Annotated in this window: 25 protein-coding genes; 9 read left to right on the top strand and 16 right to left on the bottom strand. The window is 35.4% G+C overall.

From position 1 onward, the window contains the following. Positions 1-40: 40 nt before the first annotated feature. The 7 genes from ACLHG9_RS05250 to truA all read right to left on the bottom strand — a co-directional run bounded on the left by ACLHG9_RS05250 (position 41) and on the right by truA (position 7,623). Entirely contained in the window at positions 41-1,246 is a 1,206-nt protein-coding gene (locus ACLHG9_RS05250) for a FecR family protein (RefSeq protein ID WP_410220454.1), read from the bottom strand. A 102-nt stretch (positions 1,247-1,348) separates the two neighbouring features. Continuing rightward, complete coding sequence (locus ACLHG9_RS05245) at positions 1,349-1,957, bottom strand: RNA polymerase sigma factor (protein ID WP_410220453.1); 609 nt, start codon at positions 1,955-1,957, stop codon at positions 1,349-1,351. A 307-nt stretch (positions 1,958-2,264) separates the two neighbouring features. Next, positions 2,265-2,486, bottom strand: coding sequence for a cysteine-rich CWC family protein (locus ACLHG9_RS05240; RefSeq protein ID WP_410220452.1), 222 nt, complete (start codon positions 2,484-2,486; stop codon positions 2,265-2,267). A gap of 90 nt (positions 2,487-2,576) precedes the next feature. Then, positions 2,577-4,955: a ribonucleoside-diphosphate reductase subunit alpha gene (locus tag ACLHG9_RS05235; RefSeq protein WP_410220451.1), complete on the bottom strand. Its 2,379-nt coding sequence runs from the start codon at positions 4,953-4,955 to the stop codon at positions 2,577-2,579. A gap of 106 nt (positions 4,956-5,061) precedes the next feature. Continuing rightward, a complete protein-coding gene (locus ACLHG9_RS05230) occupies positions 5,062-6,036 on the bottom strand; it encodes a ribonucleoside-diphosphate reductase small subunit (protein WP_410220450.1) in 975 nt (324 codons plus the stop codon). 401 nt (positions 6,037-6,437) lie between these two features. After that, positions 6,438-6,809 carry a septal ring lytic transglycosylase RlpA family protein gene (locus ACLHG9_RS05225; protein ID WP_410220449.1) on the bottom strand — a complete coding sequence of 124 codons (372 nt, stop codon included), beginning with the start codon at positions 6,807-6,809 and terminating at the stop codon, positions 6,438-6,440. Between the two features lie 49 nt (positions 6,810-6,858). Continuing rightward, on the bottom strand, positions 6,859-7,623 hold the full coding sequence (gene truA / locus ACLHG9_RS05220) for a tRNA pseudouridine(38-40) synthase TruA (protein ID WP_410220448.1): 765 nt from the start codon (positions 7,621-7,623) through the stop codon (positions 6,859-6,861). 100 nt (positions 7,624-7,723) lie between these two features. Here truA and ACLHG9_RS05215 point away from each other — a divergent pair, with 100 nt between their 5' ends. Further along, on the top strand, positions 7,724-8,179 hold the full coding sequence (locus ACLHG9_RS05215) for a DUF4293 domain-containing protein (protein WP_410220447.1): 456 nt from the start codon (positions 7,724-7,726) through the stop codon (positions 8,177-8,179). A 237-nt stretch (positions 8,180-8,416) separates the two neighbouring features. Here ACLHG9_RS05215 and rlmH read toward each other — a convergent pair whose 3' ends face one another. Further along, positions 8,417-8,890 (bottom strand): 23S rRNA (pseudouridine(1915)-N(3))-methyltransferase RlmH, encoded by a 474-nt coding sequence (rlmH, locus tag ACLHG9_RS05210; RefSeq protein ID WP_410220446.1) that lies wholly within the window; start codon positions 8,888-8,890, stop codon positions 8,417-8,419. Between the two features lie 88 nt (positions 8,891-8,978). On the opposite strand from rlmH, the gene ACLHG9_RS05205 reads away from it, so the two are divergent. The 3 genes from ACLHG9_RS05205 (at position 8,979) to ACLHG9_RS05195 (ending at position 12,457) form a co-directional block, all read left to right on the top strand. Then, positions 8,979-10,793: a MutS-related protein gene (locus tag ACLHG9_RS05205; RefSeq protein WP_410220445.1), complete on the top strand. Its 1,815-nt coding sequence runs from the start codon at positions 8,979-8,981 to the stop codon at positions 10,791-10,793. 72 nt (positions 10,794-10,865) lie between these two features. Further along, positions 10,866-12,200, top strand: coding sequence for a GH1 family beta-glucosidase (locus tag ACLHG9_RS05200; protein ID WP_410220444.1), 1,335 nt, complete (start codon positions 10,866-10,868; stop codon positions 12,198-12,200). A 23-nt stretch (positions 12,201-12,223) separates the two neighbouring features. Then, complete coding sequence (locus ACLHG9_RS05195) at positions 12,224-12,457, top strand: hypothetical protein (RefSeq protein WP_410220443.1); 234 nt, start codon at positions 12,224-12,226, stop codon at positions 12,455-12,457. Positions 12,458-12,505: 48 nt separating this feature from the next. Here ACLHG9_RS05195 and ACLHG9_RS05190 read toward each other — a convergent pair whose 3' ends face one another. The 3 genes from ACLHG9_RS05190 to ACLHG9_RS05180 form a co-directional block, all read right to left on the bottom strand. Further along, positions 12,506-13,030 (bottom strand): DUF3575 domain-containing protein, encoded by a 525-nt coding sequence (locus ACLHG9_RS05190; protein WP_410220442.1) that lies wholly within the window; start codon positions 13,028-13,030, stop codon positions 12,506-12,508. Positions 13,031-13,190: 160 nt separating this feature from the next. Further along, complete coding sequence (locus ACLHG9_RS05185; RefSeq protein WP_410220441.1) at positions 13,191-15,470, bottom strand: aconitate hydratase; 2,280 nt, start codon at positions 15,468-15,470, stop codon at positions 13,191-13,193. 297 nt (positions 15,471-15,767) lie between these two features. Further along, complete coding sequence (locus ACLHG9_RS05180) at positions 15,768-16,385, bottom strand: polysaccharide deacetylase family protein (protein ID WP_410220440.1); 618 nt, start codon at positions 16,383-16,385, stop codon at positions 15,768-15,770. An 85-nt stretch (positions 16,386-16,470) separates the two neighbouring features. Here ACLHG9_RS05180 and ACLHG9_RS05175 point away from each other — a divergent pair, with 85 nt between their 5' ends. The 4 genes from ACLHG9_RS05175 to ACLHG9_RS05160 all read left to right on the top strand — a co-directional run bounded on the left by ACLHG9_RS05175 (position 16,471) and on the right by ACLHG9_RS05160 (position 20,796). Then, positions 16,471-17,817 carry a TolC family protein gene (locus ACLHG9_RS05175; protein WP_410220439.1) on the top strand — a complete coding sequence of 449 codons (1,347 nt, stop codon included), beginning with the start codon at positions 16,471-16,473 and terminating at the stop codon, positions 17,815-17,817. Positions 17,818-17,844: 27 nt separating this feature from the next. Beyond that, positions 17,845-19,206, top strand: a complete 1,362-nt coding sequence (locus ACLHG9_RS05170; protein ID WP_410220438.1) for an efflux RND transporter periplasmic adaptor subunit — start codon at positions 17,845-17,847, stop codon at positions 19,204-19,206. A 157-nt stretch (positions 19,207-19,363) separates the two neighbouring features. After that, positions 19,364-20,362 (top strand): NAD(P)H-dependent glycerol-3-phosphate dehydrogenase, encoded by a 999-nt coding sequence (locus ACLHG9_RS05165; RefSeq protein WP_410220437.1) that lies wholly within the window; start codon positions 19,364-19,366, stop codon positions 20,360-20,362. 74 nt (positions 20,363-20,436) lie between these two features. Next, positions 20,437-20,796 carry a hypothetical protein gene (locus tag ACLHG9_RS05160; RefSeq protein WP_410220436.1) on the top strand — a complete coding sequence of 120 codons (360 nt, stop codon included), beginning with the start codon at positions 20,437-20,439 and terminating at the stop codon, positions 20,794-20,796. Positions 20,797-20,835: 39 nt separating this feature from the next. Here the strand turns inward: ACLHG9_RS05160 and ACLHG9_RS05155 are convergent, their stop codons facing one another. The 4 genes from ACLHG9_RS05155 to rpsF all read right to left on the bottom strand — a co-directional run bounded on the left by ACLHG9_RS05155 (position 20,836) and on the right by rpsF (position 23,973). Then, positions 20,836-22,677: a DEAD/DEAH box helicase gene (locus ACLHG9_RS05155; RefSeq protein ID WP_410220435.1), complete on the bottom strand. Its 1,842-nt coding sequence runs from the start codon at positions 22,675-22,677 to the stop codon at positions 20,836-20,838. Between the two features lie 216 nt (positions 22,678-22,893). After that, positions 22,894-23,337: a 50S ribosomal protein L9 gene (gene rplI / locus ACLHG9_RS05150; RefSeq protein ID WP_410220434.1), complete on the bottom strand. Its 444-nt coding sequence runs from the start codon at positions 23,335-23,337 to the stop codon at positions 22,894-22,896. Between the two features lie 10 nt (positions 23,338-23,347). Continuing rightward, on the bottom strand, positions 23,348-23,611 hold the full coding sequence (gene rpsR / locus ACLHG9_RS05145; protein WP_243360632.1) for a 30S ribosomal protein S18: 264 nt from the start codon (positions 23,609-23,611) through the stop codon (positions 23,348-23,350). After that, a complete protein-coding gene (gene rpsF / locus ACLHG9_RS05140; protein WP_410220433.1) occupies positions 23,611-23,973 on the bottom strand; it encodes a 30S ribosomal protein S6 in 363 nt (120 codons plus the stop codon). Before rpsF ends, rpsR begins: the two co-directional genes overlap by 1 nt. 448 nt (positions 23,974-24,421) lie before the next feature. Between rpsF and ACLHG9_RS05135 the strand changes: the two genes are divergently transcribed. Continuing rightward, entirely contained in the window at positions 24,422-26,311 is a 1,890-nt protein-coding gene (locus tag ACLHG9_RS05135; protein ID WP_410220432.1) for a DNA polymerase III subunit gamma/tau, read from the top strand. Positions 26,312-26,319: 8 nt separating this feature from the next. Here the strand turns inward: ACLHG9_RS05135 and ACLHG9_RS05130 are convergent, their stop codons facing one another. After that, positions 26,320-26,721, bottom strand: a complete 402-nt coding sequence (locus ACLHG9_RS05130) for a hypothetical protein (RefSeq protein ID WP_410220431.1) — start codon at positions 26,719-26,721, stop codon at positions 26,320-26,322. Positions 26,722-26,995 lie beyond the last annotated feature (274 nt).

Here is a 26,995-nt window from a genome sequence, read left to right as displayed (position 1 = left end):
GTTTGGTTAATAAGTTAATTGTTATTTATAATGTCTTTTATCATTCAACTATGATTTCTCTGGCTTTAACAGTAAAATGAAACATCCCCGTTAATTCCATCTTTTTTAATACTTGTTCAATACTGCTGTATTTACTGATCGTTCCAGCTAAAGGTTCGTTTTTCAGTGCCGGGTTCTTATATTGTACATTTACATTATACCAGCGGGCAATTTCTTTCATGGCCATATCTAATGTTTTATCGTTAAAACGAAAATAACCCTCTTTCCAAGCCACAGCATATTCTGTATTAACCTCAGAAACCTGTAGAGCATTACCTTTATTTACCGATTGCTGGCCGGGATTAAGTTTTATAGTTGAAGAGGAAGGAAGCGTTACTTTTATACTGCCTTCTAGTAAAGTTGTTTTAATCGTATTGTCATCGTGATAAGCGTTAATGTTAAAATGAGTTCCCAATACTTCAACTTCCTGTTCTTTCTTGGCATCAATAGAAGAGCTAACGGTTACAACAAAAGGAAGGTCTTTATTTTTAGCCACTTCAAAATATGCCTCGCCAGTAAGTTGTACATGACGTTGTTTCTTTTGAGCAAAACTAACAGGATACTTTAAACTTGAAGTTGCATTAAGCCATACAACTGTACCATCTGGTAGCTTTAACTGGTATTGCCCTCCACTTGGCGTTTCTATGATATTATAACCATCATTTCTTTCCATGTTATTATCTGACCCGCCCTGAGTTGTATAAATTAACTGGCCGTTAGCTGTTTTACTAATAGTAACACCCGCTTGTTTTGCTATACTTCCATTAGCTGCATCAGTTAGCGAAATACGACTGCCATCAGCTAGCGTTAAAAAAGCCCTGTTCCCCCCGGGTATAATATCTTGGTGCTGAACTAGCTGTTTCTCGATATGGGTATGCTTCGTCTCTGATCGGTAGAACAATACTCCACCACAGCCTATAACCATTATCATGGTTGCCCACATTAAACGACGAAGAATGTGATTACCCTGAACTTGCTCTATTGGCACTGCCTCCAGGTAAATCTGCTTGTTGATATTATGCAGCATCTTATCTTTGGCCAGCAGTTTTTCAGAGGTAGTCATTCCATCGGCATATTTTTCAGATGATGGAAAATTAGCATACCAACGATCAAGCTCCTGCTTATCAGCTTCAGATGCTTCCCCTTTGGCATAGCGTTCCATAACCTCCAGAATATGTGCTTTATATTTTTCTTCGTCAATATTCATATATACAATGTATTCGAAGAAAAGGCTATGAGGTTCTACTCAAAATAAAAAATATCTCAAAAAAAATCACAAACAACTGATTAGCAAAGAGATAATTTTAATTTACAGAAAGAAAATTATTTTAAAAATTATGATATTGACCAATAAGAGATTAAACGGCCCGTTCTTAAACGTATTTCTTAATGCTAAAAGGGCTTTATGAATATGTTTTTTTACTGTACTTATAGATGTACCCGTACGATCGGCAATTTCTTGGTTTGAAAGCTGTTCAAAACGACTCAAGATAAACACCTCCCTGCATTTATCAGGAAGTTTATGAGTAGCCAATAATACTTGCTCTTTGAGCTGTTTCTCTTCTACCTGTTCATGAGGTGTAGAAGAGCTACGCAAATTGTGTTCAGTTATTAAATTATCTAAATGGCGGTAGTATAATTGTTGAGACCGATAGGCATCTATTACCTTATATTTAAGGGAAGCCTTTAAATAAGCTTCAAGAGTAGATTTTGGAAAAAAGTCTTGTCTCCGTGTATATAAACTTACAAATACGCTTTGTACCACTTCTTCTGCGTCTTCGCGAGAACGTAAACGCTGGTATGCCGCATCAACTAACATCTCCCAATACCTATTATATATTTCGGTAAAGGCAGCATGATCTCCCATCCGTAAAAAGGCAATTAACTGGTCTTCGCTATAGCTATGATAAGCCGACATTCTTGTTTATTAAATAAGACTATTATAATTATTGTTATATAATCATCAATAAATAGTAAAGAGCGAATTTTAGCAACACCTTTACTACAAAGTAAAAGGTGTTTGTGACAATATAAACTTTAGGCTTTTAATAACGGTTTGGTTACCTTAAATAAATATTTGGTCTGTTTTTTAGGAAAGCAGCTATACAGTACGGCTTTCTTAATCTACAAACCTAACATTCTCAGGCACAAAAGAACATGCTGCATTGTAACAATTTAGATAATGAAACTTATAAGGTAAGGTTTAAAAGATATGTCACCTACGATCAGTCATTATAATTTTCATTAAATTCCTGTTTTAAAGAAAATAAACATGCAGCACATAAACAACCATCATACAGTTCGCTAATGTATTGCGTTTCATTAAGATTTAAAGGCACCACACTGCATTGACACTTGGTATATGCATTGGCTTTGCACACCATAGCTGTACCACAGCGTTCACAGCTGATTGTTTCATGTTTTTCATTGATTTCTTGAGCTGGCATGATGTAAAAATACAGACAAAAAATAAGGTTTTGCATTTTGTTGCAAAACCTTACATTATAGCGATTTGTTAAATTAATCTTTAAGATATATTATCCTGAACAACTGATACATCCTTCTTCCATTGTACAAACCGGACCTGAGATGATTTCCTCAGCTGCGTTCTCAATTACTTCAGGTATAACAGCTTCCATAGCTTTACCCGCTTGGTTTTCTACAGTAAATTTAACTGCTTGTCCGGCAGCTTGTGTACGTAGATAGTACATACCTGTTTTCAAACCTTTTTTCCATGCGTAGAAGTGCATTGAAGTTAGTTTTGAAGTATTTGGAGAGTTTACAAATAAATTCAATGATTGTGATTGACAGATATAAGCACCTCTATCGGCTGCCATATCTATAATATTACGCATTTTAATTTCCCAAACCGTTTTATACAACTCTTTGATATAATCTGGTATTTCAGGAATATCTTGTATAGAACCATTAGCTAAAATAATTCTATCTTTCATTTGCGGACTCCACAAACCTAAAGCTACCAGATCTTTCAATAAATGTTTGTTTACCACGATAAACTCTCCACTTAATACACGACGAGTGTAGATATTAGAAGTATAGGGCTCGAAACATTCGTTATTACCTAAGATTTGAGAAGTTGAAGCCGTAGGCATTGGTGCTACTAAAAGTGAATTGTAAACACCTTTTTTAACCACACGTTTTCTTAAGCTTTCCCAATCCCAACGATTACTGTCTGGTGTTACATTCCATAAGTCAAACTGAAATTGTCCTTTTGATAACGGAGAACCTTTAAAGGTTTTATAAGCTCCATGTTTCTCTGCTAAATCTGCTGAAGCAGTCATTGCAGCGAAATAGATTGTTTCAAAAATATCTTTATTCAGTCTTTTAGCTGCATCACTCTCAAAAGGATAACGCATTAAAATAAATGCGTCAGCTAATCCCTGTACACCTAAACCAACCGGACGGTGGCGTAAGTTTGAATTCTCCGCTTCTTTTACTGGATAATAGTTATGGTCAATAATTTTATTCAGGTTTAAAGTAGCTTGGTAGGTTACATCATATAATTTCTGATGATCAAATTCACCGTTAATTACAAAACGAGGTAACGCTAATGAAGCCAAATTACATACTGCTACTTCATCTTTAGAAGTATATTCAATAATTTCAGTACACAAGTTCGAAGACTTGATAGTACCTAGATTTTGTTGGTTCGATTTGCTATTAGCAGCATCTTTATACAACAAATAAGGTGTACCTGTTTCAATTTGAGCATCTAAAATAGCAAACCATAATTCTTGCGCTTTAACCGTTTTACGGGCTCTGCCCTCCTGTTCATATTTAACATATAGTTTATTAAATTCTTCACTATGGCAATCTGCTAGACCTGGGGCCTCATCTGGCGAGAACAAACTCCAATCGCCATTCTCTTCCACACGTTGCATAAACAAATCGTTAATCCAAAGTGCATAGAATAAATCACGGGCACGCATTTCTTCTTTACCGTGATTTTTACGCAGGTCTAAGAATTCAAAAATATCGGCATGCCAAGGTTCTAAATAAATAGCAAAGGCACCTTTACGTTTACCTCCACCTTGATCCACATAGCGAGCAGTGTCATTGAAAACACGTAACATAGGTACAATACCATTACTTGTTCCATTTGTACCACCAATATAAGCACCTGTAGCACGGATATTGTGGATGCTTAAACCAATACCACCTGCACTCTGAGAAATCTTAGCCGTTTGTTTCAATGTATCATAAATACCCTCGATACTGTCATCCTGCATAGTTAACAAGAAGCAAGAAGACATTTGAGGTTTTGGTGTTGCAGCATTAAATAAAGTAGGCGTTGCATGTGTAAACCAGCGCTCACTCATTAAATTATAAGTAGCGATTGCACTATCAATATCTTCTTTATGGATACCCACAGCAACACGCATAAATAAATGTTGAGGACGCTCAACAATTTTGCCGTTAACTTTTAGTAAATACGATTTTTCTAAAGTTTTAAAACCAAAGTAATCAAAACCGAAATCTCTGTCGTAAATAATGGTGCTATCCAAAATTTCTGCATTTTCTTCGATAACTTTCCATACATCATCAGCAATTAAAGCTGAATCTTTTCCTGTTTTTGGATCTACATAATTATAAAGCATCTCCATGGTTTTAGAGAAAGACTTTAAGGTGTTTTTATGTAAGTTAGAAACAGCAATACGTGATGCCAGCAACGCATAATCAGGATGTTTGGTTGTTAAAGATGCGGCTGTTTCTGCTGCCAGATTATCCAGTTCAGACGTAGTTACTCCATCATATAAACCTTCAATTACTTTTCTGGCTACGTCAATAGGATCTACCAGATCAGCATTAAAACCATAGCACAGCTTCTCAATACGAGCTGTAATCTTATCAAATTTTACCGCTTCTTTGCGGCCATCTCTTTTTATTACAAACATCCTTACAAAATTTAATTATTGAATTTTGAATGATTAAATAATCGAATATTTGCTATACGCAGACTATTCTCAAAATTCAATCATTTTATATTTTTATCATTGTTGCCTAAAAATCTTCGTCTAAAGAAAAAGCCTGAGCTTTATCTTCTGAAGCGGTTAACACACCGCTTTTTTGGTAATCCCCTACACGTTTCTCAAAGAAATTGGTTTTCCCTTGCAGGGAAATCATTTCCATAAAATCAAACGGGTTTGCAGAATTATAGATTTTTGTATAGCCCAGTTCAGTTAACCATCTGTCGGCTACAAATTCTATATACTGGCTCATTAATTTGGCGTTCATACCAATTAAAGCCACTGGTAAAGCATCGGTAATGAACATTTTTTCAATCTCTACTGCATCCTTGATAATGGTATGTACCTGCTCCTGGCTCAGTTTATTTTTCAACATACTATATAATAAACAGGCAAACTCACAGTGAGATCCTTCATCTCTCGAGATCAATTCGTTACTAAAAGTTAATCCTGGCATCAGTCCGCGCTTCTTAAGCCAGAAAATAGAACAGAAACTACCGCTAAAGAAAATACCCTCCACTGCGGCAAAGGCAACCAAACGCTCAGCAAAAGAACCATTCTCTATCCATCTTAAAGCCCATTCTGCTTTTCTTTTTACAGCCGGAACCGTTTCTATGGCATGGAATAAACGATCTTTTTCTTCCGGATCTTTAACATAAGTATCAATTAACAGTGCATAGGTTTCTGAATGGATGTTTTCCATCATGATTTGAAATCCGTAATAACAACGGGCTTCAGGTATCTGTACCTCACTCATAAAGTTAACAGCAAGGTTCTCATTTACGATACCATCACTAGCAGCAAAAAATGCTAAAATGTGAGAAATGAAATGACGTTCACCACTGTTCAGATTCTCCCAATGTTTAAGATCATCAGACAAGTCGATCTCTTCGGCTGTCCAAAAACTTGCTTCAGCTTTTTTATACATTTCCCAAATTGCCGGATACTTTATGGGTAATAAAACAAAGCGGTCTTTATTTTCTCTTAGTAGTAACTCATCTTGCTCCATATGTATAAATTTTTTAACGTTTAGAAATAGCAATTTTCAGCAAGCGTGCATGAAATGTATTTCATGATCACTTTACATTTACCTTATCGCAGCTTTATAGTGCATCGAAGCGGGCACATTCAACCAGATTTAAAAAGTTTAAATTGTTAACCTTTGTAACCTGTTAATGCCTAAATATTTATAAAATAAACGGGATGCTTTCTATTAAAGAACTCTGCTTAACAAATATAAAACTTACCTTACTGAATAACTTTTAAAGTTGTTAACATGACTCTGGCTGAGTGTTGATTTTAGCTCTTTTTAGAGTGAAGACCTGCGCAAAAAAATACTAATTAATTAATTTTAAGTGCTTAGCATTTTTTTTATGGTGTTAATAATTTTGAAAGGGCAGTTTCAGCATGTTATTTTGTCACATAAGAGATCTCTACTCTGGCATAACCTAAATTGAAAATACCGAGGGCTTTAGCTGCTGCTCTTGAAATATCTAAAGCGAATTTTTTACTGAAAGGGCCGCGGTCATTAACGCGTACTACTACCGTCTTACCATTATGTAAGTTTTTCACTTTTATGATGGTTCCAAATGGCAAGGTTCGATGTGCTGCGGTAAATTTAGAAGATCTGTACCGTTCTCCGCTTGTAGTTTTTCTACCTTCAAATTTTTTAGCATAATAAGTAGTAAAAATAGTTTGAACTACTGTATCAGGCTGTTTTGTTTGTATCTCTTGGGCATAAGTACCAAAGCTAAACAAACAAAATAAAAGTATTAACCTCATAACATGATATTGGGTAAACGAACAAATATACAAAAAAGGAGATTTGTATCTATATTTCTACTTTTTCTGTTGAGGGATAAGCAATGTGAAAAAGGTACAACCCGCATGCCGGAACAGATTGCCCAGCATTACTTCTGCTCTTACTTTCTACAATTTTCTTAACCTCATCAACTCCAATATCTCCTTTGCCTACCATAATTAAAGTTCCTACAATCGCCCTTACCATATTACGTAAAAAACGATCTGCCTTTACTGTAAAAACCAGCCCTCCATCTGTTTCCTCAAATTTTGCATGCATTAATTTGCAGTTGTTTGTAAATGTTTGCGTTTTACTTTTACTGAAACAGGAGAAATCTGTATAATCCATCAAAGCAGCAGCGGCTTCGTTCATCATGTGCAAATCTAAGGGCCACTTATACAGCCAGGATCTATTAACCTTGAAAGGATCTTTATTAAAATGGATATAATATTTATAGGTTCTTGAAACTGCATCAAAACGTGAATTGGCATCTAAGTCAACCTCAAAAATATTTCTAACTGCAATACTGAAAGGCAATAAAGCATTAATACCTGTAATTGCAGCCTGAGATTTAAACTCAGAGATTTCTTTCAGGTCAAAATGTGCAAAAAATTGTGTCGCGTGTACCCCTGTATCTGTCCGTCCGCAGCCTACGGTATTAACCTCCTGCCTAAAAAATGTACTTAAAGCTTTATCTAAACAAAATTGTACGGTAATTGCGTTAGGCTGTATTTGCCAGCCATGAAAATCAGTTCCATCATAACTGATCTCTATAAAAAACCTTTTGAGTAACACCCTGCAAAGTTAAAAGTTATTTACCTAAAAACATTTTTACACGTTAAGCTTGTTAATCAAACAGCTTATTTTGATTACTTTTGAAGAAAAAAGAAACTTTATGATACAAAGAATACAGTCTGTATGGCTTCTTATGGCCGCTATCACATTAGCATGTTTATGTTTTGCACCTCTCTTTACAGCAATAACTACTGATGCAACTTATATCGTAATGGTTAAGAGTATAGATAAACACTGGGGCAATACAACTGAAAGTACAACTAATGTTCTATTATTGACCAGCACCGCATTAGCTGCATTAATTAATCTTGTAAATATCTTTAATTATAGAAACCGTACCTTGCAAAAAAGAATTATTTTTCTGAATATTCTTTTAATTATTGTTCTTTCTTTTTGGTTTTCGCAATTAACCAAGCAGATTCCGGGTACTTTAACCAGTATTGATCTGGGCATCGGCATAGGGTTACCTTTAGTTTCCATTATCTTTAATTTCTTGGCTATCAGGGGTATTAACCACGACGAAAAACTGATCAGATCTGCTGACAGGTTAAGATAATAAATCTATAAAAAAGGAGGCCTTATTGTATATAAGGCCTCCTTTTTATTTCAATAAGATTTTACTTCATTAAATACCATAGAACTGCCAAAACTATAACAGTAACATATAATACGGCTTTCATATATTTTCTTTCATTCGTAGTATCAGTTCTAAACCTATACTTACGTTTATAATCGCTTGGTAACATAAAAACGGCTTTTTTCTAAAGATGCTAATTTTTTATAATTTCCATAACTATTCATGGTGATAAGGCTCATTTTTTAAAATAGTGAACGCCCGATACAACTGCTCTATAAAAAACAATCTTACCATTTGATGCGAGAAGGTCATATCAGACAATGAAAGACTTCCATTTGCCCGTTGGTAAATACTTTGATCAAAACCATAAGGTCCGCCAATGATAAAAACCAGATGCTGAATACTGCCAACCATTTGTTTATTTAAGTAATCGGCAAATTTTACAGAGGTATATTTTTTCCCTTTCTCATCCAATAACATTACCGTATCACTATTATTTAGTTGTTTTAAGATAAGTTCTGCTTCCTTTGTTTTTTGTTGGGCTTGCGTTAGATTTTTAGTATTCTTAATATCAGGAATAATAAACAATGAAAAGTTAATATAATGCTTTAACCGGTTTAAATATTTCTCCATACCTTCAATCAGGTATTTATCTTCTGTCTTGCCAATTGCTATTAAAGTGATTTTCATTAAAATTAATTACAAGTAACAATAAGCTCTTTTAAAAATCAAATTGCAGTTATTGTTTATCTTTATCCTAAAACAATTCAAATATATAATGTTTAAAACGCAGTCTGAAGTATTAGCCTATTATAAAGAACAGATTAATCGGTGTACACAGCAAATCTCCTTATTTAAAAAACAAATTAACAGACATTCTGTAGCACGTTTAGTTGCAATGGGTATAGAAGTACTTTTCTTTGTATTTCTGCTAAGCTCAAAAAATAATACGACTACTGTATTTTGGAGTGTAATGTTATTGTTTCCCGTTATCGGGTTTATCGTAATTGTAAAAAAACAGAATAGATTAATTAGCCAGGAAGAATATGAACAACACCTTAAATGGATTTTTGAGAACGAAGTTGATGTTCTAACTGCTCAAAGTAACGGTTATGGAAATGGGCAGGATTACAATAGTGAACATCATTCATACAGTTCAGATCTTGATATTTTTGGGCCAGGCTCATTATACCAGCTCATTAACCGTTGTGCTACCCAAAAAGGCAAAGACGAGTTAGCCAGAAGTCTGGATACAGAAAAAAACAAAAGCCAGATTGCAGAAAGGCAGGAAGCCATAGCCGAAATGTATGGTATTATTAAAAATACATTTGAATTCAGAGCAAAATTAAAAGAACATGATGGCAATAAAATCAAACTGATCAAGCAAAAACTCAATCATTCATTACAAGACCAATTACAATTTACTAAAAATATTTACCTACGCACTTATGTAAAAATCATCCCTTATCTTTCATTCGGCATTTTAATTATTGCCATCATATTTGGAGGCAAGTTCTGGTCTTTGCTAAGTCTTATCGCCATTTTAAATGCTTCGCTCATTTTCGGCTTTATGAAAAAAATCAATCAGGTTTATTTTGGTTTCAGTGGTAGTTCAGGTCTCATTAGTAATTATGCCGATGTAATTAGCTGGACGGAAGAAAAAGAATGGCAAAGCCCATATCTGGCACGATATCTCTCAAGAAAAAACAAACTAAGTATACAAATCAAAGATTTATCAAAGATCATACAGGCTTTTGATGCCCGTTTAAATATGGTAATGATTATCCTCCTGAACTACTTTTTCCTCTGGGATATAAAGTGCTGCATTGATTTACAAAAATGGTGTAACAAAGCCTCAGATAATGTTGTTGATGGACTCGAATCAATTAGCCATTGCGAAGAGATCATTGCTTTCGCTACCTTACATTTTAACCATCCCGAATGGACCTCTCCAAAAATCGAAGATGATTTTGTTTTTAAGACTGAAGCTATAGGCCATCCTCTAATTGCACCTAAAAAATGTATTAAAAATAACTACGAATTTAAAACGCAGCCCACTGTTGATATTATTACCGGTTCAAATATGGCTGGCAAAAGTACTTTTCTAAGAACAATAGGCATCAATATGATCTTAGCTTATGCGGGTGCAAATGTATGCGCAAATAAAATGCAGATCAGCATATTTAAAATATTAACCTATATGCGGATAAAAGACAATTTAAATGAGAACACTTCTACTTTTAAAGCAGAGCTTGACCGTTTAAAAATGATTTTAGCTAACGTAATAGCACATCACAATGCTTTAGTATTGATAGATGAAATGTTAAGAGGAACCAACAGCAAAGACAAATTTTCAGGTTCAAAAGTGTTTATTGAAAAAATGATTACGCTTAAAACCCCTACTCTTTTTGCTACCCACGACCTGCAGCTTTCTGAACTTGAAGATCAATATACACAATCTATACGCAATTATCATTTTGATATTCAGATTTCACATGATGAAATGGAATTTGATTATTTAATTAAAAATGGACCATGTAAAACCTTTAATGCTGCTGTATTGTTAAAACAGATCGGGTTAGATTTAAGTTAACTTTTGAAAATTTCATAAATAATTAACATCACATTAACTTAGTTATGGCAATTTGTCGGTCTAAGAATACATATGCATTCATCAGATTTTGGTCCGGATTTTATATGGGGCATAGCAACCGCTGCCACGCAAATTGAAGGCGCTGCCAACAGTTACGGTAAAGGATTATCCATTTGGGATACTTTTGCAGGAAAATTAGGCAAAATCAAAAATGGAGGAAATCCAAAAATTGCCTGTGATTTTTACCATAAATATTCTGAAGATCTGGCTCTTGTCAAATTATTGGGGTTTAAAGCATTCCGATTTTCAATAGCTTGGTCGCGTATATTGCCTTTAGGAAGAGGAAAAATCAATAAAGAAGGTTTAAAATTTTATCATGAGGTAATTGATGCCTGTCTTGCTTTAGACCTTACACCCTATATTACACTTTACCATTGGGATTTGCCAGAAGCACTTTCGAAAGAAGGAGGCTGGACCGTTTATTCCATAAATGAAGCTTTTAACGAGTTTGTAAGGCTTTGTGCTGTAGAATATGGCTACAAAGTAAAAAACTGGATTGTACTAAATGAACCTTTCGGTTATACTTCTTTAGGTTATATGCTGGGCGTGCATGCACCTGGATTAACTGGCCTCGAAAATTTTTTAAACGCGGTTAAACACACGGCAATTGCACAGGCAGAAGGAGGCAGAATCTTACGTTCAGAAATTATCAATGCAAATATTGGTACTACTTTTTCTTGCTCTAAAATAATTCCTTATACAGATAAACAGGCAGATATCATGGCTGCAGAACGGGTAAACTGTCTAATGAACAGGCTTTTTATCGAGCCAGCTTTGGGTTTGGATTTTCCTACAGCAAACTGGGATATCCTCGAAAAGTTTGCCATTAGTAATTCTATTTGGCGCTACAAAGAAAAAATGACTTTCGATTTTGATTTTATTGGTTTACAAAATTATTTCCCTTTGGTGATTAAGTACAATACGTTTGTTCCTATTGTTAATGCTTGGGAAGTAAAAGCCAAAAGCAGGCACAAACCTCATACTGCCATGGGTTGGGAAATTAACGCTGAAAGCTTTTATGATATCATTATGCAGTTTGCTTCTTATCCTGCAATAAAAAATATTATGATTACAGAAAATGGAGCTGCTTTTAATGACAAAATGATAAATAGTACAATTAATGATCAGGAACGAATCGATTATTTTAAAGCCTATTTAGCAGCTTTGTTAAAAGCAAAAAAAAACGGAGCTCCGGTAACGGGCTATTTTGCCTGGACACTTATTGATAACTTTGAATGGGCTGAAGGATATAAGGCCAAATTCGGGTTGGTTCACAATGATTTTAGAACTCAAAAAAGGACTATAAAAAACTCTGGGTACTGGTGGCAGGTTTTTTTGAAAAAGTAAAATAAAACGCTATTTTAGAACTTATGGGAGCAGATAAAATAGTCATATATAAAAATTACGAAAACCCGATCGAAGCGCAGATAACACTTACCCGTTTAAGAGATGCAGGTTTTGAGTGCTTTCTTTCAGGAGAAAATACCGCCTGGTTACGTCCGATGTTAGACAGTTCAATAAGCGGTATACAATTGCATGTATTCGAAAAGGATATACCTGAGATTAGCAGATTTTTACAGGAAGATCTCCCTTTAGAGGAGTAAATAAAAAAGGAGGCATTTTGCCTCCTTTTTTATGAAAGGATTGTTTTCTTAAAAACCAAAACCTAATGCAATACCGGTCCTGATACCTATCCCGTCAATTCCGGCTTTAAGTTCAGGCTCCGAACCACTTTTTATTTTATAATCTCCACTGTTATAAGATGGCCCGAAGAATAAATCTAAAGTAAAACCGCTACCATATACCCACTGACGGCCAATAAGCGCACCACCACCTATAGAACTGTAGGTACCCTCATCATTACCGCTTTTTACCTTATAATTTTGATACCTTAAATATGGCGCCGCATATACTCCGCTAATTGCTTTTTGTTTAAAATAAAATCTGTATTCAGGTGTAATAGCCAAGCCGGTAAACTTGACATCATCCAATTTTAAGCCTGTGTAGGCAACACCTAATTGTATAGAACTGTTGTCATCTACTTTTCTTTCATAAAAAACAGAGCCTACACCTATAAGAGCACTTAAAGGATTGATTTTAATGGTGTTTTTAGCATCTTGTGCTTTAGCGTTTGTTAACATCAATAGAGACAACGCTATTAATAATAGTTTCTTCATATAATTTTATAATTTCTGGTTAACTGGCAAAAATACTGATATTTCTAATCAACACAACAAAAAAGAGTATAAGGTGCTTTAAAATCAATAATAAGATCAATACAAAATAAAAAATCCCTCTTAGTTTAAACCAAGAGGGATTATATAGAAAAATTATTTTTTATTTTCCTGCTTTAGCAGCGGCTTCTCTTCTGATGATGTTTAAAGCCCCACCTGCTTTAAACCATTCTATTTGCTGATCATTATAACTATGATTTACTGCAATTGTATCTTCTGAACCATCAGCATGGTGCAAGACCACGCTTAAAGGTTTATTAGGCGCGAATTCTGTTAAACCAATAATGTCAATAATATCATCTTCTTTGATTTTATTATAATCGTCTTTATCAGCAAAGGTTAATGCTAACATACCTTGTTTTTTAAGGTTAGTTTCGTGAATACGGGCAAAAGATTTTACCAATACCGCACGCACACCTAAATGACGAGGCTCCATAGCTGCATGCTCACGAGATGATCCTTCTCCATAATTCTCATCACCCACCACAATAGAACCGATACCCGCAGCTTTATAAGCACGCTGTGTAGCCGGAACTGCACCATATTCTCCTGTTAGCTGGTTTTTAACGCTGTCTGTTTTATCATTAAAGAAGTTTACAGCACCAATCAACATATTATTGGAGATATTATCTAAGTGACCACGGAATTTTAACCAAGGACCGGCCATTGAAATATGGTCGGTAGTACATTTACCTTTAGCTTTGATTAATAATTTTAAACCTTTAAGGTCTGTGCCTTCCCACGGCGCAAACGGATCTAATAATTGTAAACGGTGCGAAGTTGGAGAAACCAGCACTTCTACTTTAGAGCCATCTTCTGCCGGCGCCTGATAACCTGCATCTTCTACAGCATATCCCTTTACCGGTAGTTCATCTCCAACTGGTGGATCTAATTTTACCTGCTCGCCTTTATCGTTAGTCAAAGTATCTGTAATGGGGTTAAAACCTAAATCACCAGCGATTGCCAAAGCTGCCACCAATTCAGGTGAAGTTACAAAAGCGTAAGTATTAGGATTGCCATCTGCACGTTTAGCAAAGTTACGGTTAAATGAATGTACAATTGTATTCTTCTCTTGCTTCTCAGCTCCTACGCGGTCCCACATACCGATACAAGGACCACATGCATTGGTAAAAATAGTCGCATCTAAATCCTCAAAAGTTTCTAATAATCCATCTCTGTTTGCCGTATAGCGTACTTGTTCTGAACCTGGGTTAATACCAAATTCTGCTTTTTTACCTAAGCCTTTAGCTATAGCCTGTTTAGCTACAGATGCCGCACGTGATAAGTCTTCATAAGATGAATTGGTACATGAGCCAATTAAACCCCATTCTACTTTAGATGGCCATCCGTTAGCTGCTGCAACTTCTTTCATTTTAGAAATAGGTGTAGCCAAATCAGGTGTAAACGGACCGTTCAAATAAGGTTCCAATTCATCAAGATTAATTTCTATAACCTGGTCAAAATATTGCTCCGGATTTGCGTAAACTTCAGGATCTCCTGTTAAGTGGTCTTTAATTGCATTTGCAGCATCAGCTACATCTGCACGATTGGTAGCACGAAGGTAACGTTCCATACTATCATCAAATCCAAAAGTTGATGTAGTAGCACCAATCTCTGCCCCCATGTTACAGATTGTTCCTTTACCTGTACAGCTCAGATTTTTTGCACCCTCACCAAAATATTCTACAATAGAACCAGTACCACCTTTTACAGTCAGAATACCTGCTACTTTTAAAATCACATCTTTAGCTGAGGTCCACCCATTTAATTTACCGGTTAATTTAACTCCAATCAGTTTAGGGAATTTAAGTTCCCAAGGCAAGCCAGCCATTACATCGCATGCATCTGCACCCCCAACACCAATAGCAACCATACCTAAACCTCCTGCGTTTACCGTATGACTATCTGTACCTATCATCATTCCGCCAGGGAACGCATAATTTTCTAGAACTACCTGGTGTATGATACCTGCTCCTGGTTTCCAGAAGCCAATTCCGTATTTATTAGATACCGATGATAAAAAATCAAATACTTCGGCACTCTCCGTTTTTGCTCTTGGCAAATCAATATCAGCACCTTCTTTTGCAGTAATCAAGTGATCGCAATGAACAGTAGAAGGAACTGCTACCTTAGGTCTACCAGCTTGCATGAATTGTAATAGAGCCATTTGCGCAGTTGCATCCTGCATGGCTACTCTGTCTGGGGCAAAATCTACATAATCCGTTCCTCTTACAAACGCCTTAGTAGCATTTCCGTCCCATAAGTGAGCATATAAAATTTTCTCTGCAAGTGTTAAAGGTTTACCAACTACATTACGAGCCGCATCTACACGACTGCTAAAGTTTGCATAAACCTTTTTAATCATTTCTATATCAAATGCCATTGATCGTCTTTTATTAAAAGGTTATAAAATCTTATTTCCGAGCGAATTTACAAAAAAAATAGGGCTATGAAGATAATCTTAATCTCATTATATTATTTGGAATAATTCCAAACAACTCTGATAAACGCCCTATAAACAAAATAAAGAGCTTATTCTATTTATCATTACCTGTATTAAATTGTACAAAATCGAACACTTTAGTACAAAAACGAACAGCAATGTTTATAACGGATAACATTTACATATGGTTTGAGACTTAATTAACTTTTTGGCATAGCAATAGCTCAAAAAGCAATGTTATAACGTTTCAAATTGATATCCTTTATTGATGAGTGTTTCAATAGCTTTAGGCAGCGCATATTCTAACCTGTCCCAGGCTTTCAAACTATCATGAAAAACAATGATGGATCCGTTTCTAACATTTTTAACAACGTTCTGGTAGCATTTTTCTGGTGATAGAGAAAGATCAAAATCGCCACTTAGCACATCCCACATTATGATATGGAGTTTGGGCATTTGTGATTTAAGTTGAGCTATTTGAGATTTTCTGATCCTGCCATATGGCGGACGAAATAAATTGGTTTGGGTAAACTCCTGACATTTTAAAAAATTTTCCAGGTAAACTTGGTCATCTGTTTTCCATCCTTTTAAATGATTAAAAGTATGATTACCAACAGCATGCCCTTCTAATTTTAAACGTTCATAAACATGCGGGTGCTTACTAATATTATCACCAATACAGAAAAAAGTTGCCTTAATGTTAAACCTTTTTAAGGTATTTAATACAAAATCTGTAACATTTGGTATAGGGCCATCGTCAAATGTTAAGTAGATTGTTTTTTTAGTGGTATCTTTATTCCAGACTAAACTCGAATAGTACCATTTTAAAAAGAAAGGTGGCCTGACTAAGTACATGGCATAAAAGTAAAAATTTTAGTGCTGTGCTTTAAAAATTTATGAAAACCCGAAGGTTTTATTTTACATGGTACAACAGTAATTTATGAAAAAAAACAAAAAATTTATTTATCTGACGCAATTATGTTTATTAACCGGTATGCCTTTATTTGGCTTTATCGGACAATCTAAAGCGCAGGAAGTTATTACCATTCAGCAGGCTATTGACAGTACATTAAAAAACAATTTACAGATCAAACAAGCACAGTTTAATTATGCATTAAGCGATGAAAATTTAAAACAATCCAAAAATGCCTTACTGCCTACCTTAAATGCCAATAGCGGCTTTAACAAAAACTTTGGTAGAAGTATTGACCCTTCAACAAACCAGTACATCAGTCAACAGTTTAACTCAATAAATGGAAATTTGTCTGCCGGTTTAGATTTATTTTCAGGATGGCAAAAATTAAACCAGATTAAACAGAACAAGCTGTTATTAGACGTAGATAAAACGAATGTAGATAAAGTCAAAAATGATTTAATTCTTCAGGTTGTTACAGCTTATATGCAGGTTTTATACAACAAGGACCTACTAAAAGTAGCCAAAGATCAGCTTGATGTAGCTAAACAACAATTAAACCAGCAACAGCAATTACTTGAAGTTGGAAACAAAACTTTAGCAGACATCTCTCAGGCAAAATCTCAGGTTGCAACCTCGGAGCTTAATGTTACAAATGCAGAGAACAATTTGAACATATCTTTTCTTTCATTAACTCAATTAATGGAAAAACCCGCAAGTTATACATTCGAAGTCCAGGCACCGTTAGTTGATCAGTTAGCGGTTTTAAATACTTATTCTGCAAATGAGGTATATAATACTGCCGCAAGTAATTTCCCTGATGTGAAATTAGCTTCTTTTAGAACCCTTGCAGCAGCCAAAGCAATTGATATTGCCAAAGGCTCATACTTCCCTCGTTTATCAATGGGAGGGGGTTTAGGAAGTAATTATTCAAGCAGTTTTACAACTCAGAGTTTCTCATCTCAAATCAAAGACAACTTTGGCCAATATGTAGGTCTTAGCCTTTCTGTCCCTATTTTCAATGGTTTTAACGCCCGATCAAGCGTTAGAAAAGCAAGAATAAGCTATGAAAATACACGTATACAAGAACAATTAACTAAAAACAATTTAAATAAAATAATCCATCAGGCTGTTGCAGATTTAAAAGCGGCCGAAAGTCGTTTTGCATCAACAAAGAATGCATTTGATGCGCAAAAAGACGCATTTTATGTAATAGATCAACGCTATCAGGTAGGTTTGGTAAATTCTTTAGACTACAGCACAGCATTAACCAATAAAAATAAAGCCGAAACCGATATGATACAGGCTAAATACGATTTATTGTTTAAGGCTAAGGTTATCGATTATTATTTAGGCAAACAAATAGTATTTTAACGAAACAAAATATCCATATCATTTAACATGAAATTAAAGCACATTTTGATAGCAATTGGCGCCGTACTGGTGTTATTAATTGTACTTAAAGTAACGGGTGTAATAGGCAAAGAGCAGCTTGAAAAGGTTACCGTTGATAAAGTAACAGAAAACAAAATTACTGAAACTGTTACGGCCAGCGGTAAAATACAACCTGAAACAGAAGTAAAATTAAGTTCCGAAGTATCGGGCGAGGTGATTGAGCTTTTGGTAAAAGAAGGCGATGTGGTTAAAAAAGGCCAGTTGCTCTGTAAAGTGCGCCCTGATGTATTACAATCTGGTTACGAAAGAGCAGTTGCTTCATATAATGCCCAAAAAGCCAGCGTAGCATCTGCAGAACAGCAGTTAATACAGGCTCAGGCGAATTATGACAATGCCAATGCTACCTATAAACGTAATGTAGAATTATATAATAGAAAAGTGATATCAGCTTCAGAATTTGATGCTGCAAAGGCTGCCTATTTAACCTCAAAATCATCTCTGGCCAGTGCTAAAGAAAATGTTGTAGGCACTAAATTTGGATTAGAGCAATCGGGAGCAAACGTTAAGGAAGCAGGGGCCAATTTAGCTAAAACCACTATTTACGCTCCTGTTAATGGTGTGGTTTCAAAGTTATCTATTGAACTTGGCGATCGTATATTAGGAACCGCACAAATGGCCGGAACTGAAATTATGCGTATTTCCAACCTGAGTAATATGGAAGCGAATGTAGATGTTAATGAAAATGATATTAATCGTGTAAGCATTGGCGACAGTGCTACTGTTGAGATTGATGCTTTCAGCGATAAAAAATTCAGAGGTGTAGTAACCGAAATTGCGAGCTCATCAAATGCAGTTGGTTCTGCCACAACATCTGTTGATCAAGTTACCAATTTCTCTGTAAAAGTTAGGCTTTCAGCAGATTCATATGAAAAAGTAAAAGGTGGGGCCAAAGACCTTCCCTCTCCTTTCAGACCGGGTTTGTCTGCTACTGTCGACATCGAGACTGAAAGTGTAAAAGGTTTAGCTGTCCCTATTCAGGCTGTATTTACAGGTAATGATAAATCTGAAACAAATTCTTCTTCTGGTAATAACAACAATTCTAATAACGAGAAGCAGAAAAGCAGACTAACTGATAAGAAAGTAAAACAATATGTATATCTTTTTGATGCCAAAACCAGTACTGTAAAAAAACAGGAAGTAGCTACCGGCATACAAAACGATCAGTTTATTATTGTTAAATCTGGTTTAAAAGCAAATCAGGAAATTGTATCAGGTCCTTACTCAGCTATTCAGAATAAATTAAAAGATGGGGCTAAAGTAGAAAAAACAACAAAAGACAAACTGTTTACTTCAGACAATAAAAAGTAATCTTACTTTATCTTAAATATTTAATTAATTTTGAAAAGGTTTAAATTAGCTGTTAACAAATGGTTAATTTAAACCTTTTCGCTTTTTTAAAGTTGTAATAAACAGCTTGCTTTAACCAGGCAAAGAAACAATCTGGTTAAAAGAATTAATTAAAAACATGACTAGCAAAATAGCCGTTATAGGTGGTGGCAGTTGGGCAACCGCAATTATAAAAATGCTTTCGGATAATATTTCATCAAAAGAAATTTTTTGGTGGATGCGTGACACCGAGGCAATAGCTTATATTAAAAATTTTAAGCATAATCCCAAATACTTAAGCGCAGTAGAAATCAATATTCCTTCTTCAAATGTTTCAGTTGATTTAAATTTTGTAGTTGATCATGCAGACTATATTATTCTTAATGTTCCGGCCGCTTTTTTAAAGAGTACTCTTTCTGGGTTAAGCCGAGAACAGTTAAAGGGCAAAAAAATCATTTCTGCTATTAAAGGAATGGTACCTGAATATAATCAGATCGTTGCTACTTTTTTAAACGAAAACTTTGATGTTCCGTATCATAATATCCTAGTAATTAGCGGGCCATGTCATGCAGAAGAAGTAGCCCTTGAAAAACTATCTTATCTTACCATTGCAGGAACAGACAAAAAACTTGCTGCTGTTTTCTCCGACTTTTTAAGCAATCGTTATATAAAAACGATTACATCTGATGACATATTCGGAACAGAATATGCAGCAGTACTCAAAAATATTTATGCAGTTGCCAGTGGCATTTGTCATGGTTTAGGTTATGGAGATAATTTTCAGGCCGTTTTAATTTCTAATGCCATCAGAGAGATTAAAGATTTTGTAGATGCAGTGCACCCTATTGAGAGAGATATCAAGGAATCTGCTTATTTGGGAGATCTGCTGGTAACAGCTTATTCGCAATTTAGCAGAAACCGTACTTTTGGCAATATGATTGGTAAAGGCTATACAGTTAAGTCTGCACAACTGGAAATGAATATGATTGCAGAAGGTTTTTATGCCACAAATAGCATGTACCAGATCAACAAAAATTTCGGGGTAAATATGCCTATACTCAGCGCCGTATACCGTATCCTTTACGAAAAAGAAACGCCTCAACAAAGCATAAAGCTTTTAACTGAAAAATTAAGCTAAATTGCCTGCAAACTTTTTGTTTTATAGCTTGTTATATAGGTTAAATTAAGGTTTCAACTCTAAAATCTAAGCCTATGAAAAGAAAATATTTAATGAGCGTAGCAGCCGCTCTTATTATTTGTAGCGTTTCTTCTGCCTCTTATGCGCAAGAAAAAAAACAAGAAAAGAAAAAGACAGAGGTAGGTAAGGCCTTACAAAAAACAGGTAATGCAATTGAAAAAGGTGCCACAGCCGTAGGTAACAAAACTGCTGAAGTAGCTGTAAAAGGAACAGCAAAAGTAGCAGATAAAGTATGGGATGGCAAAATGGCCCCTGATGGAAGTGATGTTTACATAGACAGTAAAAACAGAAAATATTATGTAAACAAAAAAGGTGCTAAAATTTATTTAAAATCAAGCCAGATTAAAAACAGACCTAAAAAAGATAATAATTAAAAGGAAATAAAAAAGCGAAGTTAAACTTCGCTTTTTTATTTATGATCTTCTTTTTCTGTCGTTACTGCCTTCCCTCCTGCCACTTCTCTCTTCACGTTTACGACCTGAGAAATCTCTGAAGCCAGATCCGCTGCTACCGCCTTCACGTCTGCCCCCACTGCGTCTGTCGTTTCTTCTTTCGCCTCCACCTTCTCTTCTGCGTTCAGATCCAAAACCTCCTCCGCCTCTTCTACGGTCTCCATTACCTCTGCTTGTACTTGGCTCTCCACTTACTTCAATCCTTACTTCTCTGCCATTATAGCTAACATCTTTAAAGTTGGTGAACAAGGTATCTACCTGGCTATTTTCTACTTCAACAAAAGAAAATACGCCTTTCAAGTCTATCTTACCAATGGTTTTACCACTAATTTTACCATTATTGCACACAAAGCCCAATAAATCTCCTCTGGTAAAGTCATCTACAGACCCAACGTTGATAAATAAACGGGTATAACCTCCGTTATTTTCAAAAGTTCTTGATCCGCGACTGCTTCTTTCAAATTTTTCATCTTCTCTGATATTTAAATCAGGAGCATTCTGATAATACTCTAAAAAGCGGTTAAATTCAAGCGAAGCAAATTTCTTGATTACTTCTTCTTTGGTCAAATCAGTAAATTCATCGTTGATACGAGACATGTATTTATCGATTTGCTCTTCGTTCACCTCTACATTATGTACACGATGTATCAATCCAAACAATTGCTTTTCACAAACATCAAAACCAGTTGGTAATTCAGCTTTGGTAAACTTTTTACCGATAATCTTTTCAATTTGTCTGATTTTACCAATTTCTTTTGAATTGATGATACAGATTGAAGTACCTGTTTTTCCTGCACGGGCAGTACGACCGCTTCTGTGGGTGTAACTCTCTATCTCATCAGGCAGTGCAAAGTTTATTACGTGCGTTACGTCATTAACATCAATACCTCTCGCTGCTACGTCTGTTGCGATTAAAAGCTGCATACTGCGCTCACGGAAACGTTTCATTACTTTATCCCGCTGTTGTTGAGACAAATCACCATGTAAAGCATCAGCATTATAACCGTCTTTAATTAAATGTTCGGCAACATCCTGCGTATCCATTTTGGTTTTACAAAAAACCACTCCAAAAATATCAGGATTATAATCAACAATACGTTTCAAAGCAGCATATTTATCCCGTGCTCTTACCACATAATATTCATGTTCAATATTGGCATTACCTGTATTCTTGGTACCCATAGTTAACTCCGTAGGGTTTTCCATGTAATTTTTGGCAATTCTGCGTACCTCAGGTGGCATAGTTGCAGAGAATAACCAAGTTTTTTTATCATCTGGTGTTGTTGATAAAATGCTGTTGATGTCTTCCTGGAAACCCATGTTTAACATCTCGTCAGCTTCATCTAATACCACATAATTCACGTTAGAAAAATCAATAGCTTTTCTATCAATGATATCTAACATACGTCCTGGAGTAGCAACTACAATCTGCACTCCGTTTCTGATTTCACGTAATTGCTGTACAATACTGGCTCCGCCGTATACTGCAACCACATGCGCATTGGCTAGGTTTTTAGAGAAATTTCTAATATCGTTAGCTATCTGCAAGCAAAGTTCACGCGTAGGGCATAAAATTAATGCCTGCGGTTTATTAACTTTAAAATCGATTAATTCTAACAGCGGCAATCCAAAAGCGGCTGTTTTTCCTGTTCCTGTTTGGGCCAAACCAACAAAATCGTTACTACCCTCTAACAGCACAGGAATGGCTTGTTCCTGAATCGGCGTTGGGTTTTCGAAACCTAACGCTTTAACGGCATTAACGACATCATCACTTATCCCCAATTTACTAAATGGGTTCGTCATTCTATTTTTTTGAAATTAAGGGGCAAAGGTACGGTTATTTTTCCACATTTTAGGTATAACCCGTAAATAAAACCAAGATATATTTTATTGATTATGAATTATTTAGTAAACATCCTCCCCAAAACCCCACACAATCTATTTAAATCTATTTTTTATAAAAACAAAAAACCCTTCAGGATATTTCCTGAAGGGCCTCTCATGTATAGTTAAACTGAATTACTCAGCAACAACCTCAAAAGGTACTTTAACTTTAACTTCTTTGTGTAAGTTTAAGTTAGCTACATATTCGCCTAGAGTTTTAGGCTCGGTTTCGAAAGTAATGCGACGACGATCTACTTCAAAACCTTTAGCTTTTAAAGCATCAGAAATCATAATAGTGTTTACTGCACCAAAAATCTTTCCTGTCTCACCAGCTTTAGCACCAATAGTTAATTTAATATCAGCTAATTGTGTAGCTATAGCTTCAGCATCTTTCTTCACTTTCTCTTGTTTGAAAGCTGCTTGTTTCAGGTTTTCTGCTAATACTTTTTTTGCAGATGGAGTTGCTAAAATAGCAAAACCTTGCGGGATTAAATAGTTACGACCATAACCAGGCTTTACCGTAACGATATCATCTTTCTCACCTAGTGATTTGATATCTTGTTTTAAAATAACTTCCATTGCTCAATTCCTATTTTAATTGGTCTGTAACAAAAGGTAATAAACCGATATGACGAGCACGTTTTACAGCTTGAGCCACTTTACGTTGGAACTTTAAAGAAGTACCCGTTAAGCGACGAGGTAAAATTTTACCTTGCTCATTCACAAACTTTAATAAGAAGTTTGCGTCTTTGTAATCAATATATTTGATACCGTTCTTTTTAAAACGGCAATATTTTTTTCTGTTATCGTCCACTTTTGGAGCAGTAACATATTGAATTTGTTCTTTTGCCATTATGCTGTAGCCTCCTCTTTCTTAGGTTTTTTGTTAAAGGCCCCACTACGTTTTTTCTCGTTGTAGGCAACCGCATGACGATCTAATTTTACAGTTAAGAAACGTAAAACACGTTCATCGCGTTTTAATTCTAGCTCTAACTTGCTTATTAATTCACCTTCGGTTTTGTATTCGGTAAGGTGAAAATATCCGTTAACCTTTTTGTCAATCGGATATGCTAATTTTCTCAAACCCCAATTATCTTCTGCGATAATTTCGGCTCCGCCATCAGTAAGAATGCTTTTAAATTTAGCAAGTGCTTCTTTTGCAGCATCTTCTGATAACAATGGGGTAAGAACGATAACAGTTTCGTACTGATTCATTGTTGTTATTTAATTGATTTTTAATTTATTATCCGCCATTTAAAACGGGTTGCAAATTTAGATAATAATTTTCTATTTAACAAGCACTTAAAGAAGTTTAGCACAAAAGAAGTTTTAAATCTGAAGCCACAACAAAGGAAAAACACTTGCTAAAACAAGTTTTAGAGAAAATAAATTGAGCAAATAATCTTGGTTAAACTATAAAGATAAGTTAGAAAACCTCCTACAAATTTCGAAAATTCAGCTATTTTTTTCATTCTGAGCGCTCTTGTTTTAAAGCGGCAAAGGTAGAAATATATTTGGTTCATAAAACTATTTGTTATATCTGATTGCTGTTAAAGTGAAAAACATTTCTCCTGACGCAAAAAGACAGGTTTACGCAAAAAATTTTTCCACAGATTCTTGTTATTTTTAGCTTACCACTAAATTTTCCTTATTTTCGTGCCTGATGGAAAATTTTATTGTTTCGGCTAGAAAATACAGACCAGCTACATTTGAAACCGTAGTTGGCCAACAGCATATTACTGGAACGCTAAAAAATGCCATTAAAAACAATCAACTGGCGCAGGCTTTTTTATTTTGCGGTCCTCGTGGAGTGGGGAAAACTACTTGCGCAAGGATTTTAGCCAAAACCATAAACTGTACCAATTTAACTTCTGAACAGGAAGCCTGTGGCACCTGCGAATCATGTGTTTCTTTTCAAAGCGGACATTCTTTTAATTTCCATGAACTGGATGCGGCTTCTAATAACTCGGTTGACGATATCAGGAGTTTGATAGAACAGGTACGCATACCGCCCCAGGCTGGTAAGTTTAAAACTTACATCATAGATGAGGTACATATGCTTTCTGCAAGTGCATTTAATGCTTTTCTAAAAACTTTGGAAGAACCGCCTTCCTATGCTATTTTTATTTTAGCTACTACCGAAAAACACAAGATACTTCCTACTATCTTATCTCGTTGCCAGATATTTGATTTTAACCGCATTCAGGTTGATGATATTTCAGGACATCTGGCTAAGATTGCGGGTCGTGAAAACATCAGTTTTGATAATGATGGTTTACATATCATTGCACAAAAAGCTGATGGAGGCTTACGTGATGCCCTCTCTATGTTTGATCAGATTGTAAGTTATACTAACCGCAACGTTACCTACAAATCTGTTATCGATAACCTTAATATTTTAGATTACGACTATTATTTCAAACTGACAGATTACCTTATCAAAGGCGATGTAAGCAATACCTTACTGCTGTTCAACGAGATTCTAAATAATGGTTTTGACGGAAATAATTTCATTAACGGATTAGCCAGCCATTTTAGAAACCTATTGGTAGCCAAAGACAAGCAGACCATCAGCCTGTTGGAAGTTAGCGAAACCATCAAACAAAATTACCTTGCACAAAGCAACAGCATTGAGCTGGGTTTTGTGTTAACAGCACTTAATTTGGCCAACCAATGCGATCTGAACTATAAAAACAGCAAAAATCAGCGTTTACAGGTGGAGCTTGCGCTCATCAAAATGTGCCACATTCCTTCGGTCATACAATTAGCGAATACCATTAAAGCAACTGACGAAGATCAGGATAAAAAAAAAACTTTAATTAAATCGTCGGAACCTGTTGTACATGATCTTATCACTAACACCAAACAGATAACCCCAAATCATACTGAGCAGCCCGAGCCTAAAAAAAATACAGATAATACCTCTGTCGAAAAAAGCAAAACACAGGATTTATCCAACCATATCTCTTTAAACAAAACTGTACCTGTTGAAGAGAGAGAAAAGCCTGAACCTGTGAATTATCTTTCGTCTATAGATATCAGTCACATACCCGTAAGCAATTCTATTAAGCTTAGCACAAGCACAAATACCAAAGCCACCGCATTAGTTCCTTCTTTAACAGATTTAGACCGAGCAATAAATGGACAAGAAGTAAATGAACCTCAGTATATATACGGAACAGATCGCGAACACTTTACGGAAGAGCAGTTTTATTTTTACTGGGAGCAACTGAGTATTAAGGCTAAAAATGAAGATAAGATTAACCTCTTCACTTTATTAAGCTCAAATAAGCCTTTAATTGAGGGTACCGAAATCACCATATTGGTAGAAAATCTTGCTTTGGAAAGCACTTTTCACAATGAAAAAATTGATTTATTAAACTTTCTAAGGGCCAACCTAAAAAATTTCGATCTGCAAATCCAAGCCAAAAGGATTGCAAGCAAGCAAAGCAACAGGATTTATACTAATAAAGATAAGTACAATTACATGGTCGAAAAAAATCCGCAGCTTGAAGAATTGCGCCGCAGATTTAACTTAGACCTCTTGCCTTAAGGCTATTTCTATGGGGTATCTTTTTTAGGATAACCTTCTTCATCCAGGTCATCTCTCAGGTCTTCATCTGTTCGGCCTAAAATTTTATCTTCCATATTTAAATTTACACTTTCGCCTGTTTCATCTATATGCATGGCATTCTCTTCCAGCTCATCATGTATTAAAGCATTATTATCATCATATTCATCCCCTACATAAGGATTGGCTTCATCGTAGCTTGAATCGTCATTTACCGCTCCTGTTGAAACCGTATCATAATCTAAGGGATGTCGATATGTATCATCAGTACTTTCAGTATCGTACTCAAAACTTTGCTTCTCTTCATTAAAAGCCAGATTATCTATATCCTGCGATGCGCGAAGCTCATCATGCAATTTATCTTTTGCGCCTTTGTTTGTTTTGTTCTCCATATTTCTACTCTTTCGTTTAAAACGACTTAAAGTATTCTTTTGTTTTCAAAAGATTTTAATACCGTAAGGCCGAAAGTGTACAGAGTTGGCGCAGATGATAAAATCGTTTATGAACGCCTCAACAAGCCCTTTAACTTTTCGGTATTTGTATTTATTTCCATAAATGTGCTTCTTATGGGTTTTATTAGCTTAAGACTTATTTCATTAAAAAGAAGCTATAAAAATACAAAAGTCCAGCCATTTAGAATAACCGGACTTTGACTAACGATTTAAC

It is taken from the genome of Pedobacter sp., assembly GCF_046462515.1.
Classification (GTDB): Bacteria; Bacteroidota; Bacteroidia; order Sphingobacteriales; family Sphingobacteriaceae; genus Pedobacter.
The sequence above is the reverse complement of the archived record's forward strand: the minus strand, read 5'-3'. Positions and strand labels throughout refer to the sequence as shown.

What these genes read in the sequence shown, in the direction of transcription:
- ACLHG9_RS05155 (WP_410220435.1), bottom strand. Translation starts at nt 22,677, where the DNA reads ATGACGAACCCATTTAGTAAATTGGGGATAAGTGATGATGTCGTTAAT.
- ACLHG9_RS05195 (WP_410220443.1), top strand. Translation starts at nt 12,224, where the DNA reads ATGGGAGCAGATAAAATAGTCATATATAAAAATTACGAAAACCCGATC.
- ACLHG9_RS05175 (WP_410220439.1), top strand. Translation starts at nt 16,471, where the DNA reads ATGAAAAAAAACAAAAAATTTATTTATCTGACGCAATTATGTTTATTA.
- ACLHG9_RS05160 (WP_410220436.1), top strand. Translation starts at nt 20,437, where the DNA reads ATGAAAAGAAAATATTTAATGAGCGTAGCAGCCGCTCTTATTATTTGT.
- ACLHG9_RS05215 (WP_410220447.1), top strand. Translation starts at nt 7,724, where the DNA reads ATGATACAAAGAATACAGTCTGTATGGCTTCTTATGGCCGCTATCACA.
- ACLHG9_RS05135 (WP_410220432.1), top strand. Translation starts at nt 24,422, where the DNA reads ATGGAAAATTTTATTGTTTCGGCTAGAAAATACAGACCAGCTACATTT.
- ACLHG9_RS05225 (WP_410220449.1), bottom strand. Translation starts at nt 6,809, where the DNA reads ATGAGGTTAATACTTTTATTTTGTTTGTTTAGCTTTGGTACTTATGCC.
- rlmH (WP_410220446.1), bottom strand. Translation starts at nt 8,890, where the DNA reads ATGAAAATCACTTTAATAGCAATTGGCAAGACAGAAGATAAATACCTG.
- ACLHG9_RS05240 (WP_410220452.1), bottom strand. Translation starts at nt 2,486, where the DNA reads ATGCCAGCTCAAGAAATCAATGAAAAACATGAAACAATCAGCTGTGAA.
- rplI (WP_410220434.1), bottom strand. Translation starts at nt 23,337, where the DNA reads ATGGAAGTTATTTTAAAACAAGATATCAAATCACTAGGTGAGAAAGAT.
- ACLHG9_RS05190 (WP_410220442.1), bottom strand. Translation starts at nt 13,030, where the DNA reads ATGAAGAAACTATTATTAATAGCGTTGTCTCTATTGATGTTAACAAAC.
- ACLHG9_RS05180 (WP_410220440.1), bottom strand. Translation starts at nt 16,385, where the DNA reads ATGTACTTAGTCAGGCCACCTTTCTTTTTAAAATGGTACTATTCGAGT.
- ACLHG9_RS05170 (WP_410220438.1), top strand. Translation starts at nt 17,845, where the DNA reads ATGAAATTAAAGCACATTTTGATAGCAATTGGCGCCGTACTGGTGTTA.
- ACLHG9_RS05250 (WP_410220454.1), bottom strand. Translation starts at nt 1,246, where the DNA reads ATGAATATTGACGAAGAAAAATATAAAGCACATATTCTGGAGGTTATG.
- ACLHG9_RS05200 (WP_410220444.1), top strand. Translation starts at nt 10,866, where the DNA reads ATGCATTCATCAGATTTTGGTCCGGATTTTATATGGGGCATAGCAACC.
- ACLHG9_RS05165 (WP_410220437.1), top strand. Translation starts at nt 19,364, where the DNA reads ATGACTAGCAAAATAGCCGTTATAGGTGGTGGCAGTTGGGCAACCGCA.
- rpsF (WP_410220433.1), bottom strand. Translation starts at nt 23,973, where the DNA reads ATGAATCAGTACGAAACTGTTATCGTTCTTACCCCATTGTTATCAGAA.
- rpsR (WP_243360632.1), bottom strand. Translation starts at nt 23,611, where the DNA reads ATGGCAAAAGAACAAATTCAATATGTTACTGCTCCAAAAGTGGACGAT.
- ACLHG9_RS05130 (WP_410220431.1), bottom strand. Translation starts at nt 26,721, where the DNA reads ATGGAGAACAAAACAAACAAAGGCGCAAAAGATAAATTGCATGATGAG.
- ACLHG9_RS05245 (WP_410220453.1), bottom strand. Translation starts at nt 1,957, where the DNA reads ATGTCGGCTTATCATAGCTATAGCGAAGACCAGTTAATTGCCTTTTTA.
- ACLHG9_RS05185 (WP_410220441.1), bottom strand. Translation starts at nt 15,470, where the DNA reads ATGGCATTTGATATAGAAATGATTAAAAAGGTTTATGCAAACTTTAGC.
- ACLHG9_RS05205 (WP_410220445.1), top strand. Translation starts at nt 8,979, where the DNA reads ATGTTTAAAACGCAGTCTGAAGTATTAGCCTATTATAAAGAACAGATT.
- ACLHG9_RS05230 (WP_410220450.1), bottom strand. Translation starts at nt 6,036, where the DNA reads ATGGAGCAAGATGAGTTACTACTAAGAGAAAATAAAGACCGCTTTGTT.
- ACLHG9_RS05235 (WP_410220451.1), bottom strand. Translation starts at nt 4,955, where the DNA reads ATGTTTGTAATAAAAAGAGATGGCCGCAAAGAAGCGGTAAAATTTGAT.